Here is a 25,331-nt window from a genome sequence, read left to right as displayed (position 1 = left end):
CCGCGCCGCGGCACCGTGTGCTGGTATGATCGTGCAAACGGCGAGTAGTTCATACACCGGGTCCTATCGGGGTTCCATCCATGAGCAATGCGTTTTTACATCTGGCCGGCATCATCCGGCGCATCGAGTTCGTCCAGGATGGCACAACCCTCGCTACCCGCTTTACAGAGGTTGAGCAGCAGACGGAGTTCGTCACGCAGTTGCGTCAGCTCCCTGAGCCGGGCATCGGTGATCTCCAGCTTGCGCGCCGTCAGCCTGCGCACTTCGTCCTTCGCGTTGGCGGGATCTGCGCGCATGCGCAACAGCACACCGATCTCCTCGAGGCTGAAATCCATCTTCTGCGCGCGCCGTATGAAGCGCAGCCGCGACATGTCGCGGCTGTCGTAGAGCCGCGCGTTGCCCGGGGTACGAGCGGGCCTCGGCACGAGGCCGATCCGTTCGTAGTAACGCAGCGTGTCGACCCCGACGCCGAGGGACCGTGCTGCCTCACCGATGGTGATCAGGCGCGCCTTGTTCATGCCGGGAACAGATATTCATGGATCAGGTAGACCCCCACCGCGATCAGCACCAGCGCACCGATGAGCTCAAACAGACGCTGATGGCGTCGCAACGGTTCCAGTGTCTCCAGCCAGCCCATGCTCCAGGCGCCCAGGGCGATGGGCACCGCCCGGCCCAGGCCGAAGGCCAGCAGCAGAGCGGCACCGAAAGCCACGGAGCCGACCGCCGCCGCCGTGGTCAGCGCCACGAGAAGGACAGGCGTGCAGAACGGGCACAGGGCCACGGCAAAAGGGATGCCCAGGGCAAAGGCCCCAAGGGACCCGTTCACCCGCCGCCCCCGGAGGCCGAACCAGGGCAGACGCACGCGCAGCCAGCCGGCCCAGATCAGACCCAGAACAATGAGCAGGGGACCGAGCACCAGACCCCATTCCCGACCGAAGAATCGCACCGCGGCGAAACCGCCCGCCAGGGCGGCGAAAACACCGAGCAGCACATGGGTCAGCACCAGACCCGCAATGAATGCACCGCCGAGCTTCAGGGCCTCGCCCTGGGTGCGCGCCCGGGTCACGTAGGCGATAGCCACGGGGATCGAGCCGAATGCCACGGGATTGAAACTGAACAGCACGCCGGCGCCGAAGGCGATCGCCAGGGCTGCGATGCCCCCCGCATCGAGCCCCGCGGCATAGGCATCCAGATCGAGATCCCATGTATTGAGAACGATCAGCAGCGCGGCACCGAAAAGCAGTAATGCGGTAAGCACCGGCACCGATCGCGCCGCCGCGGTGAGTACACGCTGCGTCCCCTCGCCCACTCCGTGCCAGCCGGCCCAGGCCGTGGGCAGTGTGAACAGGCCCGCAAACAGAAGCCCCGCCGCGACCGCGAGCCTTGTATCGCCCACCACCGAACTCAGGCCGGCCACCACCGCAAACAGCGGGATGGTGCAGGCGGGCAGCGTGAGGCCCAGTTGCATCGCGTGCGGCAGACGGGCTCCGCCGGGCAGCAGGCGATGGAACGCCAGATGGGGCACGGGGACGTAGAGATAGCGTGATACCAGATAGACACTGCCCATGACCAGCAGGGCAGTGATCGCCGTCGCCGGCCCCGGGAGCCCCGAGGGAATCCAGGTCACGGCGAGCAGGAGCAGCCCGACACACAGGAGGCTTCGGGTCGCCCACAGCAGGATCAGTTCCGCGGCCCGATGCCCCGACGCGCCGCGATGGGTGCGCGCCGCGAAGACCGTGTGGGTGGCGATGGTGCAGGGCTCGAAGAACGACAGGATGCCGAGTGCAGCGGCGCCGGCGAGCAGCCAGATCTCCATCACGCCGCCCCTCCGAGCCGGCGCTGCAGTTCACCGCGCAGTTGCGCGGCCCGGGGCAGACCCGCGAACACCAGGACGCCGTCGATGGCAATGGCCGGTGTCGTCAGCACGCCGACCTCCACGGCGTGGTCCAGTTCCTCCAGCACGTTGACCTCGCGCCAGTGGATGCGCCCTGCGCCCACCTCGTCCACCAGCCGGCGCAGCACGTCCTTCGCATGGCCGCACTTGGTGCAGCCGGGCGAAGCGAAGATCTCGATCTCGATCGCCATGGCCGTTCCTCCTCGGGTCATTACGCCGCCCGGGGTTTTGACATCCTTCCCCCGATCCGTCTCAGTGGAGATGGTCGAAGATACGCCCCGGAGCCAGCGCTGACGGCGCTGCCCTGGAACACCCTCGGATCCCCGTCCCGATCCGTGACCAGCCTCCGCGATTGTCGGGGCGGTTCATCAGAAACCAAGACTACGACCTGGAGCTGACTCCAGGTCAAGTCCTTCGAGTCGGGCGGCCCGGCACGACGGGCCGGCCGGTTCAGTTGGACGGGCCGCAATCGGAACCGGCCGGCAGCGAAGGCTGTCCACCCCGGCCAGCGGGCATACCGGACTCGACGCAGGCGCGCGCGGGCACCACCCGGTCGGCCAGCAGGGCGGCGGTGGAACGGCCGTAGTAGGCGGCCAGCAGGTCCAGGTTGGCGTAGAGGAACTCTCCGGCCCTTTGCGGAAAAGGGCGCGTGGTGATGGTGCCCACATGGGCCAGGTTGACGGCCCCGCCGTGGTACTGGCCGCTGCGCCAGTCAATGTCTTTCTGACCGGCCCCGCGAACGGACTCCAGAACCAGCATGTGCGGATAGGCCCGCTTCGGGGGATGCGGATGCGCGCGGGGACTCGGATAGGGGGTCACGGCCAGGAGCCGGTAGGGCTGGCCCTCCTTGCGGAAGGCCCCGTTGAAGGAGACGACGGAGATGTAGATCTCCTCACCCACGCGCCGTTCGAGTGACCGCACGAGCCGGTGATACCGGGCCGAGGGCCACAGGTCTCCGCGGCCGTTCGAACGCGATTGCTGTCCCCTGGATATCCGATGATCCGGCATTGCCGCCTCCCGGGATGATCGTGACTGCGGGTGCCCGGCGGATCAGCGCGCGCCCGTCCTGCCGGAACACGCGGTGATCCGCCCCGCAAGGCGCATGGTACTATGGCGCGCGCCATACATGATTCAATTGAGTACCTGAATGAACCGTCGGCCCGCTCTGTCCCGGCCGATCTCCATGCGCGTATCCCATATACAGGGTACGGTCATATCCCAAACAGGTTGTTTCCCCGGAGCTTGTGGGGTTCTAGCCTCCTAGATCATGGAACCGGACGCCACCCCCGCACCCGCCCCCCCGTCATCGCAGGGCATCTGTCCCATGGGAGGCCACGGGGCACGTGCGCCCAGCGAGGGACTGCTGATCCTGCGCCGCCGGGACGACAGCACGCTGGAGGTGGAGCCGCAAGGCGGGCCCCGGGCCGGGGACGGCGCTTACGGACTGTGTCCCGTGGAGCACCTGGCCCTCGCCCTGGGCGGCTGCCTGTCCGAATTCGCGGGCCGTTTCATGGAACGCCGCCGGCTGCCCGCCGCCATGCGCCTTGAAATCCGGTGGAAGGTAAGCATCCGGCGATGCACCGTCGAATCACTGTGCGTGACCCTTCATATCGCCACCACCCTGGATGAAATGGCCCGGGAGACGTTCCACCGCATGCTGGACCTGTGCCCCGTGCACAAGGCACTGCTGGGCAACGTGGACGTGGAGCTGGAGGTGGTTGAGTCAAAGGTTGAAGGTTGAAGGATGAAGGTTGAATGAAACCACCCCACCCCGGCCCTCCCCATGAGGGGGGGAGATCAGGGGTTTAACTTAACCTTCATCCTTCATCCTTCATCCTTCCAAAGGCTATCCTTCATCCTTCCGACCGCCTTCGGCGGTCGGCGGACTCGCCAGAATGTGCGTCTCCTCGTCGTAGCGCCCCTTGAGTTCGTCCTTGAGGGTGCCTTCCCACAAGGGCACGCCCACGAAGTACCCGGCACGGCCGATCATGTGGGCGGCCACGGGCGCGGTGAGCATGATGAAGCCGATCACCGCAACGACGCGCACCAGCACGCTGACCTCCCAGAAGTACACGCCCACCCCGACCAGCATGAGGCCGGCGCCGAGCACACCGGCCTTGGTGGTGGCGTGCATGCGGGTGAGCAGATCCGGCATGCGCCAGACACCCAGGCCGGCCACCAGCATGAAGCCGGCGCCGATGATCAGGAAGAAGCTGGTCACCCACTCAATCATCTTCGCGATGCCCTCCCTTCTCCAGGTACCTGGCGAAGCCGATGGCGGCCAGGAAAGCGGTCAGCGCGAGCACCATGGCCACGTCCAGGAATGCGGTCTTGCCGCTGGTGATCACGTACACGGCGATGAAACCCACCGTGAGCGATGCGATCAGTTCGAGCGCCACCACACGGTCCGGCAGACTGGGGCCGCGCACCAACCGGATCAGGCTGAACAGCAGCGCCAGACCGAGCAGTACATAAGCGATGAACGAGGCGACAGTGAGCATGATTCCTCCGCGTCAGCGCAGCACTTCCAGCATCCGGGTCTCCATGTACCGGATACTGGCGTGCACCTCCTCCTCGTCATCGAAATACATGACGTGGATGTAGAGCACCTTCCGGTCACTGGAGACATCGAGGCTCAGCGTTCCCGGGGTGAGCGAGATGAGGTTCGCCAGGATGGTGATCTCGCCGTCGCTCTGGGCTATCAACGGAAAGGCGATCACCGCCGGGCGCATGTGATGGGTGCGCGTGAGCACGTCATGGGCCACGCGCAGGTTGGACTTGACCAGTTCCTTGATGAAGAAGCCCACGAAGCGCACGAAACGCGGCCCCTTGCCCGCGTAGTTGGCGAACGCGGGCAGGTCGCGCAGCGCATAGGCCAGGATCAGATAACCCAGCACGAAACCGATGAACAGGTTGATGGCGGTGAAGTGGCCGGACAGCGACACCCAGATCAGCGCCAGGATGATGTTCCAGGTGAGCGCGATCATGTGGCCCGCCCTCCCAGCACGGCGTCGATGTAGAGCGCGGGGTTGAGCATCTCGTGGGCCGCGCGCTCGGCCAGCAGGTAGATGGGCTGGCCATACAGACCGATGAACAGGGTCATAAGGGCAAGCCCGACAATCGGCAACACCATCAGCCACAGGCCGCCGCCCTGCCCGGACACCGCCGCTGCCTGCCCGTCACCGCCATCGGGCTGGGCCTTCCAGAAGACCTCCGCCCAGATCTTGATCATGGAGTAGAGCGTCAGCAGGCCCACCAGCAGCGCGACCCCCACGATCCACCAGGCCTCGACCTCCACGCCGGCACGGATCAGGATGAACTTGGCGAAGAATCCGGACAACGGCGGCAGCCCGGCCAGCGAGAGCGCCGGCACCATGAACAACACACCAAGCCACGGGTGCGTGCGGTACAGCCCGCCCAGCTTCTTGAGGTCATGGGTGCCCTTGAGGCGGTGCACCACGCCGCTCACCAGGAACAGGTTCGCCTTCACGATGATGTGGTGCATGATGTAGAACACGCCGCCCACGATAGCCAGCGGGGTGAACAGGGCGAGCCCGAGGATCATGTAGCCGATCTGGCTGATGATGTGAAACGACAGGATGCGCCGGATCTCGAACTGCGCCGCGGCGCCCAGCACGCCCGTGAGCATGGTCAGCCCGGCCATCCACAGGAGCAACGTGTGGGTATAGCCCACGTCCTGGTCGAAGATCAGCGTGAATACCCGGAACAGCGCGTACACCCCCACCTTGGTGAGCAGGCCGGCGAACAGTGCCGACACGGCCACCAGCGGCGTGTGATAGGAGGCCGGCAGCCAGAAGAAGAACGGAAACGCCGCCGCCTTGATGCCAAACGACACCATGAACAGCATGGCGATGACTGTGATGATCCCCGGGTCGTCCACGTCGGCCAGCTTCACGGCCAAATCGGCCATGTTGAGGGTGCCGGTCAGGCCATAGAGCAGTCCGATGCCCGAGAGCAGCAGCACGGAGGACAGCAGGTTCAGGGTGACGTACTTGATGGCCCCTTCCATCTGCGCGCGTTCGCCGCCCAGGATCAGCAATGCGAACGAGGCCACCAGCATGACCTCGAACCACACGTACAGGTTGAAGATGTCGCCTGTCAGGAAGGCGCCGTTGACGCCGGCCAGCAGCAGGTGCATGAGCGGGTAATACCCGAAGTGCTCGTGGCGCGCGCTCACGCCGGACAGCGAGTAGACGGCTACCGCCAGGCCGATGATGGCGGTGAGCACCACCATGATGGCCCCGAGCATGTCGGACACCAGCACGATCCCGAACGGCGCCTGCCAGTTGCCCATGTGCATCACGAGGATGCCCTCGCGCCAGGTGGCAAGCAACAGATCCACCGACACCCACATGAGCGCCAGCGTGCCGATCACGCCGATGGCGCGCTGGGCCAGGCGCGACTGCCACAGGGCCAGCGACACGGCGCCCGCCAGCAGCGGAATGATGACCGGCAACGCCACCACCGTGGTCATGTGTCGGTATCCTTCATCTGGTCCATGTCATCGGCACCGACCACCTCGTAGGCCCGGTGGATAAGCACCACGGCAAAGGCCAGCACGCCGAAACCGATCACGATGGCCGTGAGGATGAGCGCCTGCGCCAGCGGATCCGCCACCGGTCCGTCCGGCACCAGCGCACCCTCGGCCACCAGCGGCGGAAGGCCCCGGTCCATGCCCGCCGCCGTGAAGATCAGCAGGTTGGCCGCGTTGGACAGCAGGATGAGCCCGATCACCAGCTTCACGATGGAGCGGCGCAGGATCATGTACACGGCGGCGGCATAGAGGCCGCCGACGGCGAAGGCCATCAGCGTTTCCATGGGGAAACGCTCCTGAAGTGGGAAGGGGGAATTGGGAAGTGGGAATGGGAGCCCGCTTCGTTCACCCTTGCGTTGGCCATCAACGTCTGCCCGATTGTCTGGTCGTTTTGATACATGTGATCAGTATGGCGATCAACTCGTCGCATTCGTTCATCAGCGCCGCAAGCCTCGGGCCCGCGGACACATTGGATTCCTTCAGCAGCTCCAGCCAGTAGAGCGTCTCTTCAAGCTCCTGTAACGCGAGGCCCAGCTTGCTTCTGAACTCCGCCCGGGAGCGACTGTGCCGGCATTCCCGATAGTGCGCGCCCACCGATGTCGCCGAGCGCAGCACCTGCCTGCCGATGATTCGGCCTTCCGTGGACCCCGGCAATCTCCCCACCAGCCGGATCACCTCAAGCGCCAGCCGCTTCGTCCTGCCCTGCAAGTCGTCCATATCCCCGGAGCCTCCCTGCCCCCATCAATTCACTTGTTATCTCCCACTTCCCACTTCCCACTTCCCAATTCTCACTTCGTACTTCCATTCCCACTTCCCAATTCACCCTTCCCACTTCAAATCAGTCCTCCGCCTCCGCCAGCGACAACATGATCGTCAGCACCGCCCCGATCACCACCAGGTACACCCCGATGTCGAACATCAGCACCGTGCCCACCTTGAGCTCGCCTACGGCGGGAACCTCGAAGGTGAGCCACTGGGCGGTGAAGAAGGGCTCGCCCATGAACACGGCCGGTATTGCGGACAGCACCGCCAGTGTCATGCCGATACCGAGCACATGGCGGGGGTCCACCCAGAGAACCGCCTTGGCCGACTTGATCTCCAGGGCGAACAGGTTCAGCACGATGGCCGATGCCGCCACCAGCCCGCCGATGAAGCCGCCTCCCGGCTCGTCGTGGCCGCGCAGGAGCAGGAAGATGGAGAACAGCAGCAGCAGGGGCAGAAGGAAATTGCCTGCGGTGCGCAGGATCAGGGAATGCATGGTGCTCATTTCCGGTCCTCCGCGCGCAGCTTGATCATGGCGTAGACACCCACGGCGGCCAGTGCCAACACGAAGATCTCACCGAGGGTATCCAGGGCACGGAAATCCACCAGGATCACGTTGACGATGTTGCGCCCGTACCCGGAGGGCATGCTCTCCGCCACGTGGTAGGCGGAGATGCTTTCGTGGGCCCGCATGTGCAGGGTGGAAAGCATGATCAGGGTCATCATGCCGCCCACGGCCAGGGCGATGAGCGCATCGCGTGCCCGCACCAGGGGCGTGGAGAGGTCCAGGAACCCGGGCAACCGGAACAGCACCAGTACCAGCAGCAGCACCGTGAGGGTTTCCACCAGCACCTGGGTGATGCCCACGTCGGGTGCGCTGAACAGCACATACACCAGCGCGACACCGAAGCCCGCCGCCCCCAGAGAGGCCACCGCCGCAAGTCTCGAGCGGATCACCACCGCAACGGCCGCCGCGGCCAGCAGCATGCCCAGCACGGTCCACTCCTGGATCTGTATGTCGGCGAAGGACAGTTCCCCGACCGAGATCCCGTAAAGCTCCGCACTGACACCGACCATCACGAGGGTCATGATCAGGATCGTCATCAGGTAGTAACGCAGGTAGCCGTTCTGCAGCACGCGCGTCTGCCAGTCCGAGATCCGGACGAGGCCCGCCATGGTGCGGTCATACTGGCGTTCCGGGCCGATGCTGCCGGCGACCCCGTCCAGCCACGCGAAGGCGGCGCGGAAACGGTCCCATTGCGTGTACAGTGCTAAGCCCAGCAGCAGACTCGCGGCGCTGATCATCAGCGGCGCGTTGATGCCGTGCCAGAGCGACAGGTTCGGGTCCAGCGGAGCGCCGTACACGGCACCGGCCGCAGCCCCCAGCACGCCCCATTCCGGCAGCATGGGCGCAAGCCCGAACAGCAGGCCCAGGCTGCCCAGCACCGCGGGGCCGGCCAGCATGGCCGGAGGCGCTTCGTGGTGAGGGTCCTTTGGTGTCTTCACGCGTGGGCCAAACCAGGGTTTGATGCCGACGACGGCCGCCACCAGCACGCCCAGGATGGCGGTGGCGACAGCCAGGGCCGTGAGCACACCCGAGACCGTCGGGGCCTCCAGGACGGCCTCCAGCATCAGTTCCTTGGCGATGAAGCCGAACATGGGGATCACGCCGCCCAGCGAGAGGGCCGCGATGGCGGCGAAGAAGGTGGTCACCGGCAGGGCGCTGCGCAGACCGCCGGTCTGCAGAAAGTCCTTGCAGCCGGCCTCGTGATCCAGGATGCCCGCGATCAGGAACAGCGCGCCCTTGTAGAGCGAGTGCGCCATGAGAAAGGTGACCGCCGCGATGATGGCCGTCTCCGTGCCCACGCCGATGAGCATGGTGAGCGTGCCAAGCGCCATGACCGTCGAGTAGGCAAGCACCTGCTTCACGCCCGTGCTGCGCGCCGCCAGGAAGACGCCCGTCAGCATGGTCACGCCGCCGAACAGGGACAGGATCAGAAGCCATTCGTCCGTGCCGCCCAACCCCGGATTGAGACGCGCCAGCAGGTACACCCCTGCCTTGACCATGGTGGCGGAATGCAGGTAGGCGGAGACGGGCGTGGGCGCCGCCATGGCGTTGGGCAGCCAGAAGTGAAACGGGACCTGGGCGGACTTGGTGAAGGCGCCCGCCAGCACCAGCAGCAGAATGGGCAGGTACCACGCGTGCTCCTGCAAGCCATCGCCGGCGAGGATCTCCGAGAGTTCATAGCTGCCGCCGGCCACGGCGAGCATGACAAGACCCACGAGCAGCGCAAGCCCCCCGCCCACGGTGACGAACAGCCCCTGCAACGCGCAATAACGTGCCCGGGCGTCCTCGTGGTTGTAACCGATCAGCAGGTAGGAGGTGATGCTGGTCAGCTCCCAGAACACGAACAGGGCGACCAGGTTGTCCGCCAGCACCAGGCCCAGCATGGAGCCCATGAAGGCCAGGATCAGCACGTAGAAACGTCCCACATCCCGGTGCTTCTCCAGGTAGCGGCCCGCGTAGGAGACGATGAAGAAGCCGATGCCCGATATCAGCAGCGCGAACAGCAGGGACAGCCCGTCCACCAGGAACGAGAGCTGGATATCCAGCCCGGGCACCCAGGGATAGACGAAGCGCACCTGGCCGCCGTCGGCGATCTCGGGGATGAAACCCAGGAAGTAGACGAACAGGGCCCCGGGCAGGACCGCCAGCACCCAGCCGCTGTGCCGACCGCTGAACCGGTGGACCCAGGGGGCGATGGCGGCAATGAGGAATCCCGAAAGGACGGCAAGCAGCATCGGCTATGGGGGTCGCGGTTGGCGTGTTTTTGTTGAGTTTGGGGGTGCAAAGCGCCGGACCCGACAGGCCCGGACCGGCGCCATGGCGCATTCACGGACAGCGCGAACCCGCCGAATGCAACCGAAGCCGAACGGAAGGTTCATATGAAGCGCAGATACAGGGGTCACGATACAAGAGGCGGGATACAAGATACAAGGAGGTCTGCCCGGGGACCCGGTCGGGGTGCCCCACCGGCCCGGAGTGTGCGCGTCGTCAAGGACCGGGGAGAAAATCGGGGACCACTGCCCATTTCTGTCACCCGATCGTTGTCTCCCCGGGCACCCCGTGCCATAAAAAATCCAGCCATGGATACATGGGTAGGTGCCATGAAGAACGCCCGGAAGCCCTCGCCGTTGAGCGAATACTTCGCGTACCTGGAGGCCCGTTACGGGGAGCGTTTCAGTCTGGACGCACTCACGGACGAGGAGCTGGCCCGCCTGGCCGGACTCGGTACCCGGACGCTGGCCGCTCAGCCGTGCGATACGGAGATCATGAACCCCGTCGACACCCTCGTCGGTCTGGTCCAGAACAACCTCGCGCGACGCGCGCAGCACCGCCTCATCACCTGCGGCCTGTCCAGTTGAGCGCGGACCGTCTGTCCCGCCATCCCTCAGACGAAAACCTTCCTCCTCGTTCTGTCTACGCCCATCCGTCGTTTCGGCGGCGCCAGCGGATGCGTGTGAGAATGATACCCAACAGCGCGCTGCCCACGGCCACGCCCGCGCCGATCATGAACCACTGCCGCTGTTCCGACTGGCGCAGTTCCTCCATGCGTGACTCCAGGGCCTCGGCTCGCATCCGGTACTGACCCGCGAGGTCCTGCAGCCGTTCGTTCTCCCGGGCGATCTCCATGGGCCGCGCGGCGGTCTCGCGCAGCGTCTCCATCTCCATGACCATGGCCTCGATCGCCGCCTCCGTCTCCCGCACACGGGCACGCGCCTGAGCGCGCTCATCGCGAAGCGTGGAGACGCGCTCCTCGGCCTGCGTCAGCCTTTCGCGCAGTCCATCCATCTCCCGCTCCGTCTGGGCCAGGCGGTCCCTGGCATGGGGCTGCCGCGAAAGCTGGGCCCCCTCGAGCCAGCCCTCGGTGCCTTCCGGGGTACGGACCAGCACATAGCCGTCATCATCCCGCTGCAGCACCTCCACCGGGGTACCGCTGGGCACGAAACGCATGATGCGATGCTGGAAGGTCTTGCCCGAGCGGATGGCCACATTAAGGTCGTCGCTGATGTAAGCGGTATCGGCATGGGCGAACCCGGCGGCGAGGATCACCAGGAGAAACAGCACAAGGAACTTCACTCGGGACCTCCGCCGACGGGGCGGCTGAAAAAGGTTCACATTCTACGTGCCGGCCCGCGAGCCGGGCCGCGCGAACTTCACATAAAGTATGCGCCCGGGCGGCCTGAACAGCCCGCTGCCACCGGTCACTCGGGTGAGACGCACATGGGACGCGCCGGGCAGACCTGACCCGGGTAAGGTACCAAAAAAAGGGATCATCGGTGAACGTCGCGGGAGAAGCGGCGCACCGGCAGGTCGGCATCAAGGGCCGCGGGTTTGTTTAACGGCCGGCAAGCCCGCAAAGACAACCATGGGGGTTCAGACAGGTTCTTCGACGTCTCGAATGGAAAACCTTCGTCGGCAACGGCGGTTTCGCCCGGATCCGGGCCGCCGGCCGGACGGCCGGCGGCCCGTGGCGGTCAGAAACGCAGCCCGGCGCCCACCATGAGTACCCACGGGTCGATATCCACGTTCACCCGGAGTTCGTCGCCGAAGGGGCCGCCCTCGCCGCGCACCTTGGCGGTGGTGTCGATGGACATGTAGTACAGGCTCGCGCCCACGAACCAGCGCTCGTTGACATCCACGTCCACGCCCGCCTGCAGCGACCAGCCCCATGAATCACTCAGACTCAGGCCGTCGTAGCCGGCATCGCGCAGCCCTCCCCGGGTCCTGCTCTTGAAGAAGTTGGTGTAGTTGATGCCCGCGCCCAGATAGGGACGCATGGCGCCCAGGTCTGTGAAGTGATACTGCAACGAGACCGTGGGCGGCAGGTGGTAGGTATCGCCGATCTTGCCGGGGACTACGCCAGCCAGATCGCCGCTGCTCTTGATGTCGTGCTTGAACGGGGTGGCGGCCAGGACCTCGATACCCACGTTGGGGGTGGCCATGTAGGTGAAGCTCACACCCAGCGCCGAGCCGTTATCCACCGACACCCCTTCGACGCCGGGCGGCGTCACTTCGCCGCTGCTGTCGTTGGGCATGACCCACGTGGGCCCGAATCGGACCAGCATATCGCCCCGGTCAAGGGCCAGTGCCGGAGCAGCGGTCAGGACCATGCACCCCGCAACGATCGTCTTTTGCCAGATATTCATGTAGGCCGTTCTCCCTCGAAAATGGTAAGAAATGCAGGAAAGGTAGAGACGGGAACCTTTTAACCCATATGATGATTATGGTTTTTGACGGGGATCAAAAATCCTAATTTTTGAATGGTTATTACGACGAGAAGCCGGGCATGGTGTCGCTTGCCTGCACTATGCTTATGGAAGGCCAATGCGTGCCCGGCAAAGGAACTCACCCGCAATGAAAGACGACCACACGCCCATCGGACTGAGCCCGCAGGAGGCCTTCGACCTCCTGCAACACAACCCCCGCGCGATACTGGTGGATGTGCGCTCCACCATGGAGTTCCTGTTCGTGGGTCATCCCGTGGGCGCCATACACGTATCCTGGATCGACGAGCCGGACTGGACAGTGAACCCGCACTTCGTCACGGAAGTGCGCAAACTGCTGCTCGGTGGCGCGGTCTGCGAAGAGGAGGGGGAATGTGCCCCGGTGGTGCTCATCTGCCGAAGCGGCAAACGCTCACGGGAAGCCGGCCGTGCCCTGATGCAATCGGGGCTGATCAAGGTCTACAACGTGACCGAAGGCTTCGAGGGCGAACTGGACGAGGGTCACCACCGCTCCACCATCGGCGGCTGGCGCTTCCGGGGCCTGCCGTGGGAACAGTGCTGAATTGAAGTGAGAAGGGTGAATTGGGAAGTAAGAAGTAAAGGCCGTTGAATTTCCCACTTCCCAATTCACCCTTCTCACTTCAATTCACGCCTCACGCTCCCCCGGTTCCCGCCCGTTGGATTTCTCCCGCACCCGTTGCCCGATCGTCACGGGCACGAAGATCAGCAGGCCGTAGACCACCCGCACCAGCGACGCCACCCAACGCACCAGCCGGGCAAGGAAGCCCAGCACAAAACCCAGCAGACGCAGCGCCACGGCCAGCGTCACGCCGAGCACCACGCGCAGGTGGCGCAGGAAGGATTCCAGGGGCACGGCTGTCAGGGCCACGAGCAGCGGCAGGATAAAGCCCATCCCCATCTGCGTGAGCATGGGAATCCACCGCACCATCGTTGCCGAGACGTCCGGTTCGAGGGTCATCATCAGGGTCAGCCGCTCATCCTGCGCAATGAGAAACTCCCGGGAGAAGGCCAGGGCCCCCTGCAGACCGGCCACCACCAGCAGCATCAGCAACCCGGCCCCGAACAGCCAACGCCGGACACCCGGATCCACGTTGCCCAGACCCGGGACCAGACGGGTCAGGTGCCGGGTTTCCGTCATCAGCAGACCGGTGGCCACGGCCAGCAGAATCAGCAGGCCGGAAGCGAGTGCTGACAGGGGCCAGGGACCGATGTGATCCGCGAGGCCCACCGCCTCCGCCATGGGGCGCTCGATCAGGTGAAAACTCACCACGGCGGCCAGCGCCGCAAGCGCCAGCAGGGCGCCGCTCACCAGCAGGCGGCCCACCGAGCCCGCCACCAGACCCGCATCGATCTCCGCCCCGCCCTGGGCCAGGGCTTCATGGCGGCCCACGATCTCATCCACCTGGCGGCTTCTGGACACGACGCGCTGGATGGCGTGTTCCACCGCATTCAGACGTTCGCCCAGAGCCCGCCAGGCGGGCAGCATGGCCCGCAGCAGTTCAAGACGCTCGCGGCTGGCAGCGTGGTACTCGTCCTGCGCGGCGCGGCCGGCCCGTTGCAGGCCGTCATGGATATCCTCCAGGACGCGGGCCACGGCCGGGTCACCATGGGGCTGGTTCTTTGCCAGCTCGGCCACCGTGCGCAGCCAGGGCGGCTCCGCCGGCGGCAATGCCTCGGCCGCGTGGTAATCCTGCTCCAGGCGCTGGATCTGCTCGTGCATGGCCCTTTGCAACACCGGATACCCGCCCAGATCACGGTTCACACGATCGTGCAGACCGTGCAGTTCGCGGTACAGCTGATGATCCAGATGCTCGCGCTCGAGGGCCCGAAGGTACGCCCGATGGCGTTGCTCCACGTGACGCGCGGCCGCCCGGACAGATCGGGCGCTCAATCGCAGCAGGTGATACACGCCCTGAAACAGGGCCGTCCCGAGGGGCTCGATCCAGCGCCGGCCCGCGTAAAGCACCGCCACTATCAGTACCAGCCAGATCACCACGGACAGAACCATGGCGTCGCTCCAGAGTCCCAACACGGCTTCTATGGACATGGATTCCCCCTTGGTTGCCGACCGGGACCCGATGGCCTGCCCCTGATGCAACAGCACGGCCCCGCCTCCAGCGGCGCTGCCGATCCAGGCGCCGGGTGCCTGGATCGCGGTGTATCGTTCACGGACCGTGGAACATGCGGATCGATCCGGCGTTGGATCCAGTGTACAGGGCCCGCGCAATGGCCGAACGCCGTCAGCATTCGAAGAGCGCAATGCGTCACGCCCTGGCGACCCTTGCAACCGGTCCGGGGTCGTGATCCGTATAACTTGCGCCACCCAGCATATCAGCGTCGCTCTCCTTGCGGGAGAAGGCATTCGGGTCGGGCTCCGACACCGCGCCGCCAAACTTGTACCGGCAGACGTATTCCGGTCCAATAGGCGGCTCCATGGACTCTGGCGGACCCCTTCATGCGCGTGGAAACTTTTGATCGTGAACAGCTTCTGAAATGCGGTTATGGCGAGATGTTCGGGCCGGGCAACGCTCAGCTGCCCGTACCCAACATGCTCATGATGGACCGCGTCACGCGCATCTGCGATGAGGGCGGTGCCTTCGGAAAGGGCGAGATGAAGGCCGAGCTGGATATCAACCCGAACCTGTGGTTCTTCGACTGTCACTTCCCCGGAGACCCGGTGATGCCCGGATGCCTGGGCCTGGACGCCATGTGGCAGTTGGTGGGTTTCTATCTTGCCTGGCTGGGCAATCCGGGGCGCGGACGCGCCCTTGGCGTGGGCGAGGTGAAGTTCACCGGCCAGGTACTGCCCACGGCGAAAAAGGTCACCTACCAGGTGGACGTCAAGCGCGTGATCACCCGCAAGCTGGTGCTGGGTATTGCCGACGGCTCGGTGAGCGTGGACGGGCGTGAGATCTACACCGCCAGGGACCTGCGCGTGGGGCTGTTCACCTCCACGGAGAATTTCTGAGGCTGGGGCCGCGTGAGGGGAAAGGCGTGAGGAGAGAGGGGTGAAGGATGAAGGTCAGCCCGACTCCTGCCTCCCTGACTGGCCGCACAGCATGGGTCCGCTTCGCTTGACCCATCCTACTGCGCTGCTTTCCTGCCACAGAGGGCACCGAGGAAAAGCTTTTAGCAGACCGTAGGATGGGCAAAGCGCAGCGTGCCCATGCGGACCTCCCGCGCATTCTGCCACCTCGACTGGCCGCACAGCATGGGTCCGCTTCGCTTGACCCATCCTACTGCGCTGCTTTCCTGCCACAGAGGGCACCGAGGAAAACCAACAGGACCGTAGGATGGGCAAAGCGCAGCGTGCCCATGCGGACCTCCCGCGCATTCTGCCACCTCGACTGGCCGCACAGCATGGGTCCGCTTCGCTTGACCCATCCTACTGCACTGCTTTCCTGCCACAGAGGGCACCGAGGAAAAGCTTTTAGCAGTTGTAGGTTGGGGTGAGGAACGAACCCCAACAGCCGGGGCCCGGGGAACCTCCTCCATGTTGGGGTTCGCTGCGCTCACCCCAACCTACGATCCTTTCGGTTTTTCTCTGTGACCTCTGTGCCCTCTGTGGCTACATCATCCTTCATCCTTCCGAAGGTCACGTCTTGGGCAGGGTGACTCCGCGCTGGCCCTGGTATTTGCCGCCCCGGTCCTTGTAGGAGGTCTCGCAGATCTCGTCGGATTCCAGGAACAGCATCTGCGCCACGCCCTCGTTGGCGTAGATCTTGGCGGGCAGCGGTGTCGTATTGGAGAACTCCAGCGTCACGTGGCCCTCCCACTCGGGTTCCAGCGGGGTCACGTTGACGATGATGCCGCAGCGGGCGTAGGTGCTCTTGCCCAGACAGATGGTCAGCACAGACCGCGGGATGCGGAAGTACTCCACGGTGCGGGCCAGTGCGAAGGAATTGGGCGGAATGATGCAGACGTCGGATTTCACATCCACGAAACTGCGTTCATCGAATCCCTTGGGATCGACGATGCTGGAATTGATGTTGGTGAATATCTTGAATTCGTCGGCACATCGCACGTCATAGCCGTAGCTGGACGTGCCGTAAGACACGATGCGCTCCCCGTTCACATGACGCACCTGCCCCGGCTCGAAGGGCTCGATCATTCCATGCTGCTCCGCCATGCGGCGGATCCACCGATCCGATTTGATTGACATGAATGCCAGCCCCAAGGGCAAGCCACAAGCGGCATGGGTCCCTTACCTTGCCACTTGCCACTTGAGACTTGCCACTGAATTTAAGTGTTCTGAATCACGATGCTCGGGAACTTGGCGCTGTAGTCGCGGGACTGCACGGCCAGCCGCGCCGCCGCCCGTCGGGCGATCTCCCGGTAGATCTCCGCCACGCGACCATCCGGGTCGGCAATCACCGTGGGCGTGCCGCCGTCGGCCTGCTCGCGGATGTGGATGTCCAGCGGCAGAGCGCCCAGCATCTCCACGCCGAAGTCTTTGGCCATGCGCTCCCCGCCGCCCTCGCCGAAGATGTGCTCCTCGTGACCGCACTTGGAGCAGATATGGATGCTCATGTTCTCCACGATGCCCAGCACCGGCACCTCCACCTTCTCGAACATCTTCAGACCCTTGCGGGCATCCAGCAGGGCGATGTCCTGGGGGGTGGTGACAATCACCGCGCCGCTCACCGGGATCTTCTGGGCCAGGGTCAGCTGCACGTCGCCGGTGCCCGGGGGGAGATCCACCACCAGGTAGTCGAGCCCCGACCAACGGGTCTCGCGCAGCAGCTGCTCCAGGGCCTGGGTGACCATGGGACCGCGCCAGATCATCGGGGTGTCCTCCTCGATGAGGAAGCCGATGGACATGGCCTGCAGGCCGTGGTTCTCCAGGGGCTCCATGTGCTGCCCGTCCTGGGACTCGGGGCGGCCCTGGATACCCAGCATGCGGGGCAGACTGGGGCCGTAGATATCGGCGTCCAGGATGCCCACGCTGGCGCCCTCGGCGGCCAGCGCCAGGGCCAGGTTCACAGCGGTGGTGGACTTGCCCACTCCGCCCTTGCCGGAGGCCACGGCGATGATGTTCTTGATGCCCTCCATGGGCTTGAGGTTCTTTTGCACGGCATGGGCGGTGATGCGGGTCTCCACCTTGACCTCGACGCCCGAGACACCCTGGATGGCGCCCACCTTCGCGCGCACCTGTTCCGCCAGGGCCTCGTGGGTGCCGACGGCCGGGTAGCCCAACTTCACGTCCACCTCGACACGGTCTCCGTCGATGCGGATATCCCCCACCTCGCCCGCGCTGACAAGGTCCTTCTCCACATACGGGTCCTGGATCTCCTTGAGTGCGGTCTCAACCTGTAGCCGGGATACCTCTGACATGACTGAACTCCTTGGGGTCAGTATCGAATTCTGATTCACACGGGCCCCGCACGGACATCGAAAGGGCGGGGACAGGAGTCGGGATTCTACACCATCGCGCGGCCCGCAAAAAAACCACCCATTGTGGGGTAGCCGCCGGGACCGGCGGCCGCGAGCGCCATGAGCCGCGCCACCGCCGGGGGCATGCCGCCGGCCCGGCCGGTGGCCATCGGGCCGGCAACCTGCTAACTTAGCTCACTTTTCCCGCCAATTCCGTATACCTCATGAGCCCAAGCCCCGATCACAACGCAGCCGGGCGGCAGATCCTGGTGACCAGCGCCCTGCCCTACGCCAACGGTCCCATTCACCTGGGCCACCTGGTGGAGTACATCCAGACCGACATCTGGGTGCGTTTCCAGCGCATGCGCGGCCATGAATGCATCTATGTGTGCGCCGATGATGCCCACGGCACGCCCATCATGCTCAAGGCGCGCGCCGAGGGGATCGAGCCCGAGGCCCTCATCGAGCGCATCGGTCACGAGCACCGGGCCGACTTTGCCGATTTCCGCGTGGCCTTCGACCAGTACCACAGCACGCACTCGCCGGAGAACCGCCACTTCGCCGAACTGATCTATACCCGGCTGCGGGACAAGGGTCACATCGCCCGGCGCACCATCCGCCAGGCCTATGACCCCGAGGCGGGCATGTTCCTGCCCGACCGGTTCATCAAGGGCGAGTGTCCCAGGTGCGGCGCGCCGGACCAGTACGGAGATTCCTGCGAGGCCTGCGGCGCCACCTATACCCCCACGGACCTGAAGAATCCCGTCTCCGCCCTGTCGGGCGCCACGCCGGTGGAGAAGGAATCGGAACACTATTTCTTCCAGCTCGCCGACTTCGCGAAGTTTCTGCGCACCTGGACGGCCTCCGGCAGCCTGCAACCGGAGATCCGCAACAAGCTCAATGAGTGGTTCCAGGCGGGGCTGTCCGACTGGGACATCTCCCGGGACGCCCCCTACTGGGGCTTCGAGATCCCCGACGCCCCGGGCAAATACTTCTACGTATGGCTGGACGCGCCCATCGGCTACATGGCGAGCTTCAAGCGCTATTGCGAGTCGCACGGCCTGGATTTCGACGCCTGGTGGTCGCCGGACAGCCGCGCCGAACTGCATCACTTCATCGGCAAGGATATCGCCTATTTCCACACTCTGTTCTGGCCCGCCATGCTCACGGGCGCGGGCTTTCGCGCCCCCACGGCGGTGCATTGCCACGGTTTTCTCACCGTCAACGGCCAGAAGATGTCCAAGTCCCGGGGCACCTTCATCAAGGCGCGTACCTACCTGGACCACCTGGATCCGGAATACCTGCGCTACTACTTCGCCGCCAAGCTCGGCCCCGGCGTGGACGACATCGACCTCAACCTCGAGGACTTCATCGCCCGCGTGAACAGCGACCTGGTGGGCAAGGTGGTCAACATCGCCTCGCGCTGCGCGGGGTTCATCCACAAGCATTTCAACGGGCGCCTGGCGGACAGCCTGCCCGATCCGGACCTCCATGACCGGTTCGCCCGCAGCCGCGAGGAGATCGCGAAACTCTACGAGGGCCGGGAGTTCGGCCAGGCCATGCGCGAGATCATGGCGCTCGCCGACGCGGCCAACCAGTACATCGACGAACACAAGCCCTGGGTGCTGGCCAAACAGGAAGGGGCCGGCGACCGGGTGCAGGCGGTATGCAGCCAGGGGCTCAATCTCTTCCGGGTGCTGATGGCCTGTCTCAAGCCCGTGCTGCCGCGCATGGCGGAGAAGGCCGAAGCCTTCCTCAACGTGCCGCCGCTTGCCTGGGATCACATCGCGGAACCCCTCACCGGACATCGGATCAACGCCTTCCAGCCGCTGATGACCCGCGTGGATCCCGCGGCAGTGGAGCAACTGCAGATCGCCTCCCGGGAGGATCTGGCCACGGCCGGCGGGGAAGCCACGGAATCGACACAGGCACTGGAAGGCGGCCCCATCGCCGGTGAGATCGGCATCGAGGATTTCGCCCGGGTCGATCTGCGCATCGCCCGTATCATTCGCGCCGAGCACGTGGAAGGCGCCGACAGGCTGCTGCGCCTGACCCTGGATCTCGGCGGCGAGACCCGCCGGGTGTTCGCCGGCATCCGGTCCGCCTACGACCCGGCGGTGCTCGAGGGCAAGCTCACGGTGATGGTCGCCAATCTGGCCCCGCGGAAGATGAAGTTCGGCGTCTCGGAGGGCATGGTCCTGGCCGCCGGGCCGGGTGGGAAGGAATTGTTCATCCTCAGCCCGGACGATGGCGCCCGCCCGGGCATGAGGGTCAAGTGAGTTGGTCAGTGGTCCGTTGTCAGTTGTCAGTTGTAAAGGACAACGGACCACTGACAACGAACAGCCTTTATGATGAATGAACTGAATCCCATATTCAGGGCGCGTGCGGCGGAGCTGGTTTCCGTGGGGCGCTTCTTCTTCGAGCGAGGCTGGGTGCCGGCCACGGCGGGCAATCTTTCCGCCCGTCTGGACGACCACCACATGGCCATCACGGTATCGGGCCGCCACAAGGGCGAACTCACCGGGGACGATCTGATGGTGATGGATCTGGAGGGCAATGTCGTCTCCGAGGGCGAGCAGCCGTCGGCGGAGGCCTTTCTGCACACCATCATGTACCGGCGGTCACCGCGGACCGGTGCCGTGCTGCATACCCATTCGGTGAACGCCACGGTGCTCTCGCGGCTCTCGCCGGACGGTCTCGCGCTGGAAGACTATGAGGTGCTCAAGGCCCTGCCGGGCTTCGACACCCACGAGGCGGCCCTCAATGTGCCCGTGTTCGCCAACGATCAGGACATCCGCCGGCTGGCCGCCCGGGTGGACGATCTGCTGAACCGCGAGCCCGACACCGCCGGCTATCTGATCGAAGGCCACGGTCTCTACACCTGGGGCACCGATGTGCAGACCGCACGCCGGCACATGGAGGCGTTCGAGTTCCTGTTCGAATGCGAAGTGCTCACGAGGAGGTTGCGCACATGAGCGAGCTCAGCATCTACCCGGAGAACGATCCGGGCAGCCCCCGGCGTTTCACCGGGTTCGACGACATCCGCCGTGAACTGAATGCCATCGGCATCCGCTTCGAGCGCTGGGACGCAGGCAGGCCCCTCGCGCCCGGCGCCTCCCAGGAGGAGATCCTGGACGCCTACCGGGATGACGTGGACCGGCTGATGCGCGAGAACGGGTTCCGATCCGCGGACGTGGTCAGCCTGACGCCGGATCATCCCCAGCGCGAGGCCCTGCGGGCCAAATTTCTGGACGAGCACACCCACAGCGAGGACGAGGTTCGGTTCTTCGTGGACGGCCAGGGCCTGTTCTACATCCACAAGAGCCGGCAGGTCTACGGCGTCCTGTGCGGGAAGGGCGATCTCATCAGCGTGCCCGACAACACCACCCACTGGTTCGACATGGGGCCGGAACCGCGCTTTACCGCCATCCGCCTGTTCTCAAACCCGGAAGGCTGGGTGGCCAACTTCACCGGCAGCGACATCGCCAGCCGCTTTCCGCGCTTCGGCGAGTGAAGGCGCAACCGCGACGCAAAGCCGCGAAGACACAAAGGGGCGCAAAAATTCTCATCTTTGAACCCAGAAAGGATCTTCTTTGCGAATCTCTGCGTCTTCGCGTCTTTGCGTCGCGGTTGATTTCTTCGAACCCGAAGGCCAGCACATGACCAGAATCATTCTCACTGACATCGAAGGCACCACCTCCAGCCTGTCCTTTGTGAAGGACGTGCTGTTTCCGTATGCGCGGGCGCATCTGCCGGAGTTCGTGCGCGCTCATGGCGACGACACGGAGGTCAGGCGCCTGCTGGCCGACGCAGGCGCCTACGCGGGCGGCGATCTGGATGACGAGGCGCTCATCGAACGCATGCTCGCCTGGATCGACCACGATCAGAAGATCACACCGCTGAAGGCGCTCCAGGGACTCATCTGGGAGGAGGGCTATACGCGGGGGGATTTCCAGGGCCATGTGTACGAGGATGCCGTGGAGCGGCTGCGCCGCTGGCACGAGGAGGACATCCGGCTGGCCGTCTACTCCTCCGGCTCGGTGCATGCCCAGAAACTGCTGTTCGGCCACACGGCCTTCGGGGATCTCAACCCGTTGTTCGATGCCTACTTCGACACCCGCGTCGGGGGCAAACGGGATACCGCCTCCTACAAGACCATCGCCGGCGAACTGGGCGTGGAGCCCCGCGAGATCCTGTTCCTCTCCGACCTGCGCGCGGAACTGGACGCGGCCGCCGAGGCCGGCATGCGGACCACCGCCCTGGACCGCGCCGCCGGCGGCGAGGACTTCGGCCCCCACCCGGTGGCGCGGGACTTCCATGAGATCGGGCTCTAAATTGACCGAGATCATGAAAGCGCGACGCAAAGCCGCGAAGACGCAAAGGTTCGCAAAGAGAAATTCCTGAGATTGAAAACCAAAAAACCTTTGCGCTCCTCTGCGTCTTTGCGTCTTTGCGTCGCAGTTCAAGCGAATTCCCATAGTCGCGCCCCGGTTGCAGCACTGTCGGAGGCTGCCGGATACTGACGAATGATGACCGAATACGCCCTCATCCTGATCGGCACCGTGCTGGTGAACAACTTCGTCCTGGTGAAGTTCCTGGGGCTGTGTCCGTTCATGGGGGTGTCGCGCAAGGTGGAGACCGCTACTGGCATGGGGCTCGCCACCACCTTCGTGCTCACGCTCTCCTCGGTGTGCAGTTATCTGGTCAACGAGTACATGCTCGCACCCCTGGGGCTGGAGTACCTGCGCACCATCGCATTCATTCTGGTGATCGCAGCGGTGGTGCAGTTCACCGAGATGGTGGTGCACAAGACCAGCCCGCTGCTGTACAACGTGCTGGGCATCTTTCTGCCGCTGATCACCACCAACTGCGCCGTGCTGGGCGTGGCCCTGCTCAACGTGCAGGAGGCCCACGGCTTCATCGAGTCCGCCCTCTACGGCCTGGGCGCGGCAACGGGCTTCTCCCTGGTGCTGATCCTGTTCGCCTCGATGCGCGAACGCGTGGCCGTAGCCGACGTACCCCTGCCATTTCGCGGCAATGCCATCGCACTCATTACCGCCGGGCTCATGTCGCTCGGCTTCATGGGTTTCGTCGGTCTGGTGAGATAGCCCGTGCTGGCCGCCATCCTCGCCATCAGTGCCCTGGCCGCCGTGTTCGGCCTGCTGCTGGGCTACTCCGCGGTACGGTTCCGGGTGGAGAGCGACCCGGTGGTGGACCAGATCGACGCGCTGCTGCCCCAGACCCAGTGCGGCCAGTGCAGCTTTGCCGGCTGCCGCCCCTACGCCGAGGCCATCGCGGCCGGCGAGGCGGACATCAATCGCTGTCCCCCCGGCGGCGAAGCCACGGTGCTGGCACTGGCCGACCTGCTCGGCCGCGATCCCAAACCCGTGGAGGGCGAAATCAAGGCCCCGAGCCTGGCGGTCATCGACGAGCAGGTGTGCATCGGCTGCACCCTGTGCATACAGGCCTGCCCGGTGGATGCGATCCTGGGCGCCGCCAAGCAGATGCACACGGTGATCGAAAGCGAATGCACCGGCTGCGAACTGTGCGTCGAACCCTGTCCGGTGGACTGCATCCACATGGTGCCCATCCCGGAAGACATCGACACATGGAAGTGGCCGTTCCCAGCGGCCGGGAAGCACCTCAGGGACCGCGACCTGGCCGATTCCTGAGCGGGAAACGCCCGGCACCGGGACCCGCGACAGGCCGGCCCGGGGCAATATGCGGGTAAGCCCCCGGCGAGCCGGAGATCCGGGTTAGAATGTTTCACGATCATGTCCGAACTCATCCCCAAGCTGCGGCATTTCCACGGCGGTCTGAAACTGCCTCCCGACAAGGAGGCCAGTACCCGCGATCCCGTGCTGACCATGCCCGTGCCGGCGCGCCTGGTGGTGCCGCTGCGCCAGCATATCGGCGAGGCCGCCGAGGCCTGCGTGAAGGCGGGCGACGCGGTCGAGAAGGGACAGGTGATCGGCCGCTGCGACACCTACGTGGGCGCGGCCGTGCACGCCCCCACGTCCGGTTACGTCGCGGAAGTGGCGGACCACCCGGTGCCTCACCCGTCCGGACTCTCCGCACCCTGCGTGGTGATCGAGACCGATGGCCGCGACCACTGGGGCGACAGCCGCCTCCCGCCCGTCGAGGATTACCTCAACGCGGATCCATCCGACCTGCGCAACTGCATCCGCGAGGCGGGCATCGTGGGTCTGGGCGGGGCGGCATTCCCCGCCGCGGTGAAGATCACGCCGCGCCCGGGACAGGCGCTCGACTGCCTGGTCATCAACGGATCCGAGTGCGAGCCCTTTATCACCTGCGACGACATGCTCATGCGGACCCGTGCACGCGAGGTGATCGAGGGCGTGCGCATCCTCATGCAGGCGGTTCAGCCGCGCCGCTGCCTGATCGGCATCGAGGATCACATGACCGCCGCCATCGGGGCCATGCGTCAGGCGCTGGGCGGTGAGGAGGCGGACGGCATCCGCATCGTGCCCATCCCGAGTCAGTACCCTGCCGGGGGCGAAAGGCAGTTGATCCAGGTGCTCACCGGACGCGAAGTGCCCAGCCAGGGACTGCCTGCGGACATCGGCATGGTATGCCAGAACGTCGGTACCGCGGCCGCGATCTACCGGGCTGTTGCCCTGGGCGAGCCACTGATCTCGCGCATCGTCACGGTGGCCGGCCGCGGCGTAAACCATCCGCGCAACCTGGAAGTGCTCATCGGCACGCCGTTCTCGGATCTGATCGCCGCCGCAGGCGGCTACTCGGCGCAGGTGGCCCGCCTGATCATGGGCGGTCCCATGATGGGATTCGCCATGCCCAGCGACGAGGTCCCGGTGGTCAAGGCCACCAACTGCATCCTGGCAGCCACCGACGAGGACGTGGCGCCACCCGGGCCGGTCATGCCCTGCATCCGCTGCGGCGAATGCACCCGGGTCTGTCCGGCGCAACTGCTCCCGCAGCAGCTCTACTGGTACGCCCGGGCCAAGGACTTCGACAAGACACAGGACTACAACCTGTTCGACTGCATCGAGTGCGGCTGCTGCGCCTACGTCTGTCCCAGCAACATTCCTCTGGTACAGTACTACCGCTACGCCAAGACGGAGATCTGGGCCCAGGAGCGGGAACGCCGCAAGGCGGACATCGCCCGTGAGCGCCACGAGTTCCGCCAGCAGCGCCTGGAACAGGAGGAACGAGAGAAGGCCGAGCGTATGGCACGCAAGAAGGCCGCTCTCGCCGCCAGGAACGGCGAGGACGGCGATGACCCCAAGAAAGCCGCCATCCAGGCCGCCCTGGAACGCGCCAAGGCCAGGAAGGCCGCAGAGGAACCCGAGCAGATGAGCACAGGCAAAACGCAAGAGGACAAGGAGCCCTCCGGCTGATCAGGCAGCGGAGTTGTCCTTGCATTTCCTTGCCACTTGCCACTTGCCACTTGCCACT

28 protein-coding genes are annotated in these 25,331 nt (G+C 65.1%); 11 read left to right on the top strand and 17 right to left on the bottom strand.

Annotated features, from left to right (window positions below):
• Positions 1–95: 95 nt before the first annotated feature.
• The 4 genes from THITHI_RS0114250 to THITHI_RS0114235 form a co-directional block, all read right to left on the bottom strand.
• Positions 96–518, bottom strand: coding sequence for a heavy metal-responsive transcriptional regulator (locus THITHI_RS0114250; RefSeq protein WP_018233787.1), 423 nt, complete (start codon positions 516–518; stop codon positions 96–98).
• Positions 515–1,816, bottom strand: coding sequence for a cytochrome c biogenesis CcdA family protein (locus THITHI_RS0114245; RefSeq protein ID WP_018233786.1), 1,302 nt, complete (start codon positions 1,814–1,816; stop codon positions 515–517). Before THITHI_RS0114245 ends, THITHI_RS0114250 begins: the two co-directional genes overlap by 4 nt.
• Positions 1,816–2,085 carry a thioredoxin family protein gene (locus THITHI_RS0114240; RefSeq protein ID WP_018233785.1) on the bottom strand — a complete coding sequence of 90 codons (270 nt, stop codon included), beginning with the start codon at positions 2,083–2,085 and terminating at the stop codon, positions 1,816–1,818. The genes THITHI_RS0114245 and THITHI_RS0114240 overlap by 1 nt, the downstream gene beginning before the upstream one ends.
• Positions 2,086–2,344: 259 nt before the next feature.
• Entirely contained in the window at positions 2,345–2,815 is a 471-nt protein-coding gene (locus THITHI_RS0114235; protein ID WP_156820561.1) for a hypothetical protein, read from the bottom strand.
• A 403-nt stretch (positions 2,816–3,218) separates the two neighbouring features.
• Between THITHI_RS0114235 and THITHI_RS0114230 the strand changes: the two genes are divergently transcribed.
• Complete coding sequence (locus THITHI_RS0114230; RefSeq protein WP_232199429.1) at positions 3,219–3,635, top strand: OsmC family protein; 417 nt, start codon at positions 3,219–3,221, stop codon at positions 3,633–3,635.
• A 105-nt stretch (positions 3,636–3,740) separates the two neighbouring features.
• On the opposite strand, the gene mnhG is transcribed toward THITHI_RS0114230, so the two are convergent.
• From mnhG to THITHI_RS0114190, 8 genes are all read right to left on the bottom strand, one after another.
• Positions 3,741–4,127 (bottom strand): monovalent cation/H(+) antiporter subunit G, encoded by a 387-nt coding sequence (gene mnhG / locus THITHI_RS0114225; RefSeq protein WP_018233782.1) that lies wholly within the window; start codon positions 4,125–4,127, stop codon positions 3,741–3,743.
• Positions 4,120–4,395: a cation:proton antiporter gene (locus tag THITHI_RS0114220; protein WP_018233781.1), complete on the bottom strand. Its 276-nt coding sequence runs from the start codon at positions 4,393–4,395 to the stop codon at positions 4,120–4,122. The genes mnhG and THITHI_RS0114220 overlap by 8 nt, the downstream gene beginning before the upstream one ends.
• Positions 4,396–4,407: 12 nt before the next feature.
• Positions 4,408–4,881 (bottom strand): Na+/H+ antiporter subunit E, encoded by a 474-nt coding sequence (locus THITHI_RS0114215; RefSeq protein WP_018233780.1) that lies wholly within the window; start codon positions 4,879–4,881, stop codon positions 4,408–4,410.
• Positions 4,878–6,389 (bottom strand): Na+/H+ antiporter subunit D, encoded by a 1,512-nt coding sequence (locus tag THITHI_RS0114210; protein ID WP_018233779.1) that lies wholly within the window; start codon positions 6,387–6,389, stop codon positions 4,878–4,880. The genes THITHI_RS0114215 and THITHI_RS0114210 overlap by 4 nt, the downstream gene beginning before the upstream one ends.
• Complete coding sequence (locus THITHI_RS0114205) at positions 6,386–6,733, bottom strand: Na+/H+ antiporter subunit C (protein WP_018233778.1); 348 nt, start codon at positions 6,731–6,733, stop codon at positions 6,386–6,388. The genes THITHI_RS0114210 and THITHI_RS0114205 overlap by 4 nt, the downstream gene beginning before the upstream one ends.
• A gap of 79 nt (positions 6,734–6,812) precedes the next feature.
• Positions 6,813–7,166, bottom strand: a complete 354-nt coding sequence (locus THITHI_RS0114200) for a four helix bundle protein (RefSeq protein ID WP_018233777.1) — start codon at positions 7,164–7,166, stop codon at positions 6,813–6,815.
• A gap of 121 nt (positions 7,167–7,287) precedes the next feature.
• Positions 7,288–7,716, bottom strand: coding sequence for a Na+/H+ antiporter subunit B (locus THITHI_RS0114195; protein ID WP_018233776.1), 429 nt, complete (start codon positions 7,714–7,716; stop codon positions 7,288–7,290).
• Entirely contained in the window at positions 7,713–10,013 is a 2,301-nt protein-coding gene (locus tag THITHI_RS0114190) for a putative monovalent cation/H+ antiporter subunit A (RefSeq protein WP_018233775.1), read from the bottom strand. Before THITHI_RS0114190 ends, THITHI_RS0114195 begins: the two co-directional genes overlap by 4 nt.
• A gap of 345 nt (positions 10,014–10,358) precedes the next feature.
• Between THITHI_RS0114190 and THITHI_RS19130 the strand changes: the two genes are divergently transcribed.
• Positions 10,359–10,637, top strand: coding sequence for a hypothetical protein (locus THITHI_RS19130; RefSeq protein ID WP_156820560.1), 279 nt, complete (start codon positions 10,359–10,361; stop codon positions 10,635–10,637).
• Positions 10,638–10,692: 55 nt separating this feature from the next.
• Here the strand turns inward: THITHI_RS19130 and THITHI_RS0114180 are convergent, their stop codons facing one another.
• Complete coding sequence (locus tag THITHI_RS0114180; RefSeq protein ID WP_018233773.1) at positions 10,693–11,352, bottom strand: TIGR04211 family SH3 domain-containing protein; 660 nt, start codon at positions 11,350–11,352, stop codon at positions 10,693–10,695.
• Between the two features lie 398 nt (positions 11,353–11,750).
• On the bottom strand, positions 11,751–12,422 hold the full coding sequence (locus tag THITHI_RS0114175; protein WP_033336958.1) for an OmpW/AlkL family protein: 672 nt from the start codon (positions 12,420–12,422) through the stop codon (positions 11,751–11,753).
• Between the two features lie 208 nt (positions 12,423–12,630).
• Between THITHI_RS0114175 and THITHI_RS0114170 the strand changes: the two genes are divergently transcribed.
• Complete coding sequence (locus THITHI_RS0114170) at positions 12,631–13,062, top strand: rhodanese-like domain-containing protein (protein WP_018233771.1); 432 nt, start codon at positions 12,631–12,633, stop codon at positions 13,060–13,062.
• A gap of 84 nt (positions 13,063–13,146) precedes the next feature.
• Here the strand turns inward: THITHI_RS0114170 and THITHI_RS0114165 are convergent, their stop codons facing one another.
• Positions 13,147–14,568 (bottom strand): hypothetical protein, encoded by a 1,422-nt coding sequence (locus THITHI_RS0114165; RefSeq protein ID WP_033337261.1) that lies wholly within the window; start codon positions 14,566–14,568, stop codon positions 13,147–13,149.
• Between the two features lie 408 nt (positions 14,569–14,976).
• Between THITHI_RS0114165 and fabA the strand changes: the two genes are divergently transcribed.
• Positions 14,977–15,489 carry a 3-hydroxyacyl-[acyl-carrier-protein] dehydratase FabA gene (fabA, locus tag THITHI_RS0114160; protein WP_018233768.1) on the top strand — a complete coding sequence of 171 codons (513 nt, stop codon included), beginning with the start codon at positions 14,977–14,979 and terminating at the stop codon, positions 15,487–15,489.
• Between the two features lie 627 nt (positions 15,490–16,116).
• On the opposite strand, the gene dcd is transcribed toward fabA, so the two are convergent.
• Both dcd and apbC read right to left on the bottom strand, forming a co-directional pair.
• Positions 16,117–16,683: a dCTP deaminase gene (gene dcd / locus THITHI_RS0114150; RefSeq protein ID WP_026186367.1), complete on the bottom strand. Its 567-nt coding sequence runs from the start codon at positions 16,681–16,683 to the stop codon at positions 16,117–16,119.
• Positions 16,684–16,763: 80 nt separating this feature from the next.
• Positions 16,764–17,855 carry an iron-sulfur cluster carrier protein ApbC gene (gene apbC / locus THITHI_RS0114145; RefSeq protein ID WP_018233766.1) on the bottom strand — a complete coding sequence of 364 codons (1,092 nt, stop codon included), beginning with the start codon at positions 17,853–17,855 and terminating at the stop codon, positions 16,764–16,766.
• A gap of 263 nt (positions 17,856–18,118) precedes the next feature.
• Between apbC and metG the strand changes: the two genes are divergently transcribed.
• The 7 genes from metG to rsxC all read left to right on the top strand — a co-directional run bounded on the left by metG (position 18,119) and on the right by rsxC (position 25,273).
• Complete coding sequence (gene metG, locus THITHI_RS0114135; RefSeq protein WP_026186366.1) at positions 18,119–20,173, top strand: methionine--tRNA ligase; 2,055 nt, start codon at positions 18,119–18,121, stop codon at positions 20,171–20,173.
• 69 nt (positions 20,174–20,242) lie between these two features.
• Positions 20,243–20,869: a methylthioribulose 1-phosphate dehydratase gene (locus THITHI_RS0114130; protein ID WP_018233763.1), complete on the top strand. Its 627-nt coding sequence runs from the start codon at positions 20,243–20,245 to the stop codon at positions 20,867–20,869.
• Positions 20,866–21,408: a 1,2-dihydroxy-3-keto-5-methylthiopentene dioxygenase gene (locus tag THITHI_RS0114125; protein WP_018233762.1), complete on the top strand. Its 543-nt coding sequence runs from the start codon at positions 20,866–20,868 to the stop codon at positions 21,406–21,408. The genes THITHI_RS0114130 and THITHI_RS0114125 overlap by 4 nt, the downstream gene beginning before the upstream one ends.
• Positions 21,409–21,553: 145 nt before the next feature.
• Entirely contained in the window at positions 21,554–22,228 is a 675-nt protein-coding gene (mtnC, locus tag THITHI_RS0114120) for an acireductone synthase (RefSeq protein ID WP_018233761.1), read from the top strand.
• Between the two features lie 195 nt (positions 22,229–22,423).
• Positions 22,424–23,002, top strand: a complete 579-nt coding sequence (gene rsxA, locus THITHI_RS0114115; protein WP_026186364.1) for an electron transport complex subunit RsxA — start codon at positions 22,424–22,426, stop codon at positions 23,000–23,002.
• A 3-nt stretch (positions 23,003–23,005) separates the two neighbouring features.
• A complete protein-coding gene (gene rsxB / locus THITHI_RS0114110; RefSeq protein WP_018233759.1) occupies positions 23,006–23,566 on the top strand; it encodes an electron transport complex subunit RsxB in 561 nt (186 codons plus the stop codon).
• Between the two features lie 102 nt (positions 23,567–23,668).
• The gene (rsxC, locus tag THITHI_RS0114105) at positions 23,669–25,273 is read left to right on the top strand and encodes an electron transport complex subunit RsxC (protein ID WP_018233758.1); all 1,605 of its coding nucleotides are present in this window, start codon (positions 23,669–23,671) and stop codon (positions 25,271–25,273) included.
• The last annotated feature ends 58 nt before the right edge of the window (positions 25,274–25,331 follow it).

The organism is Thioalkalivibrio thiocyanodenitrificans ARhD 1, assembly GCF_000378965.1.
In the GTDB taxonomy this organism is placed as follows: Bacteria; Pseudomonadota; Gammaproteobacteria; order Ectothiorhodospirales; family Ectothiorhodospiraceae; genus Thioalkalivibrio_A; species Thioalkalivibrio_A thiocyanodenitrificans.
Note: the sequence above shows the minus strand (reverse complement) of the source record. Positions and strands in the feature narration are given on the sequence as shown.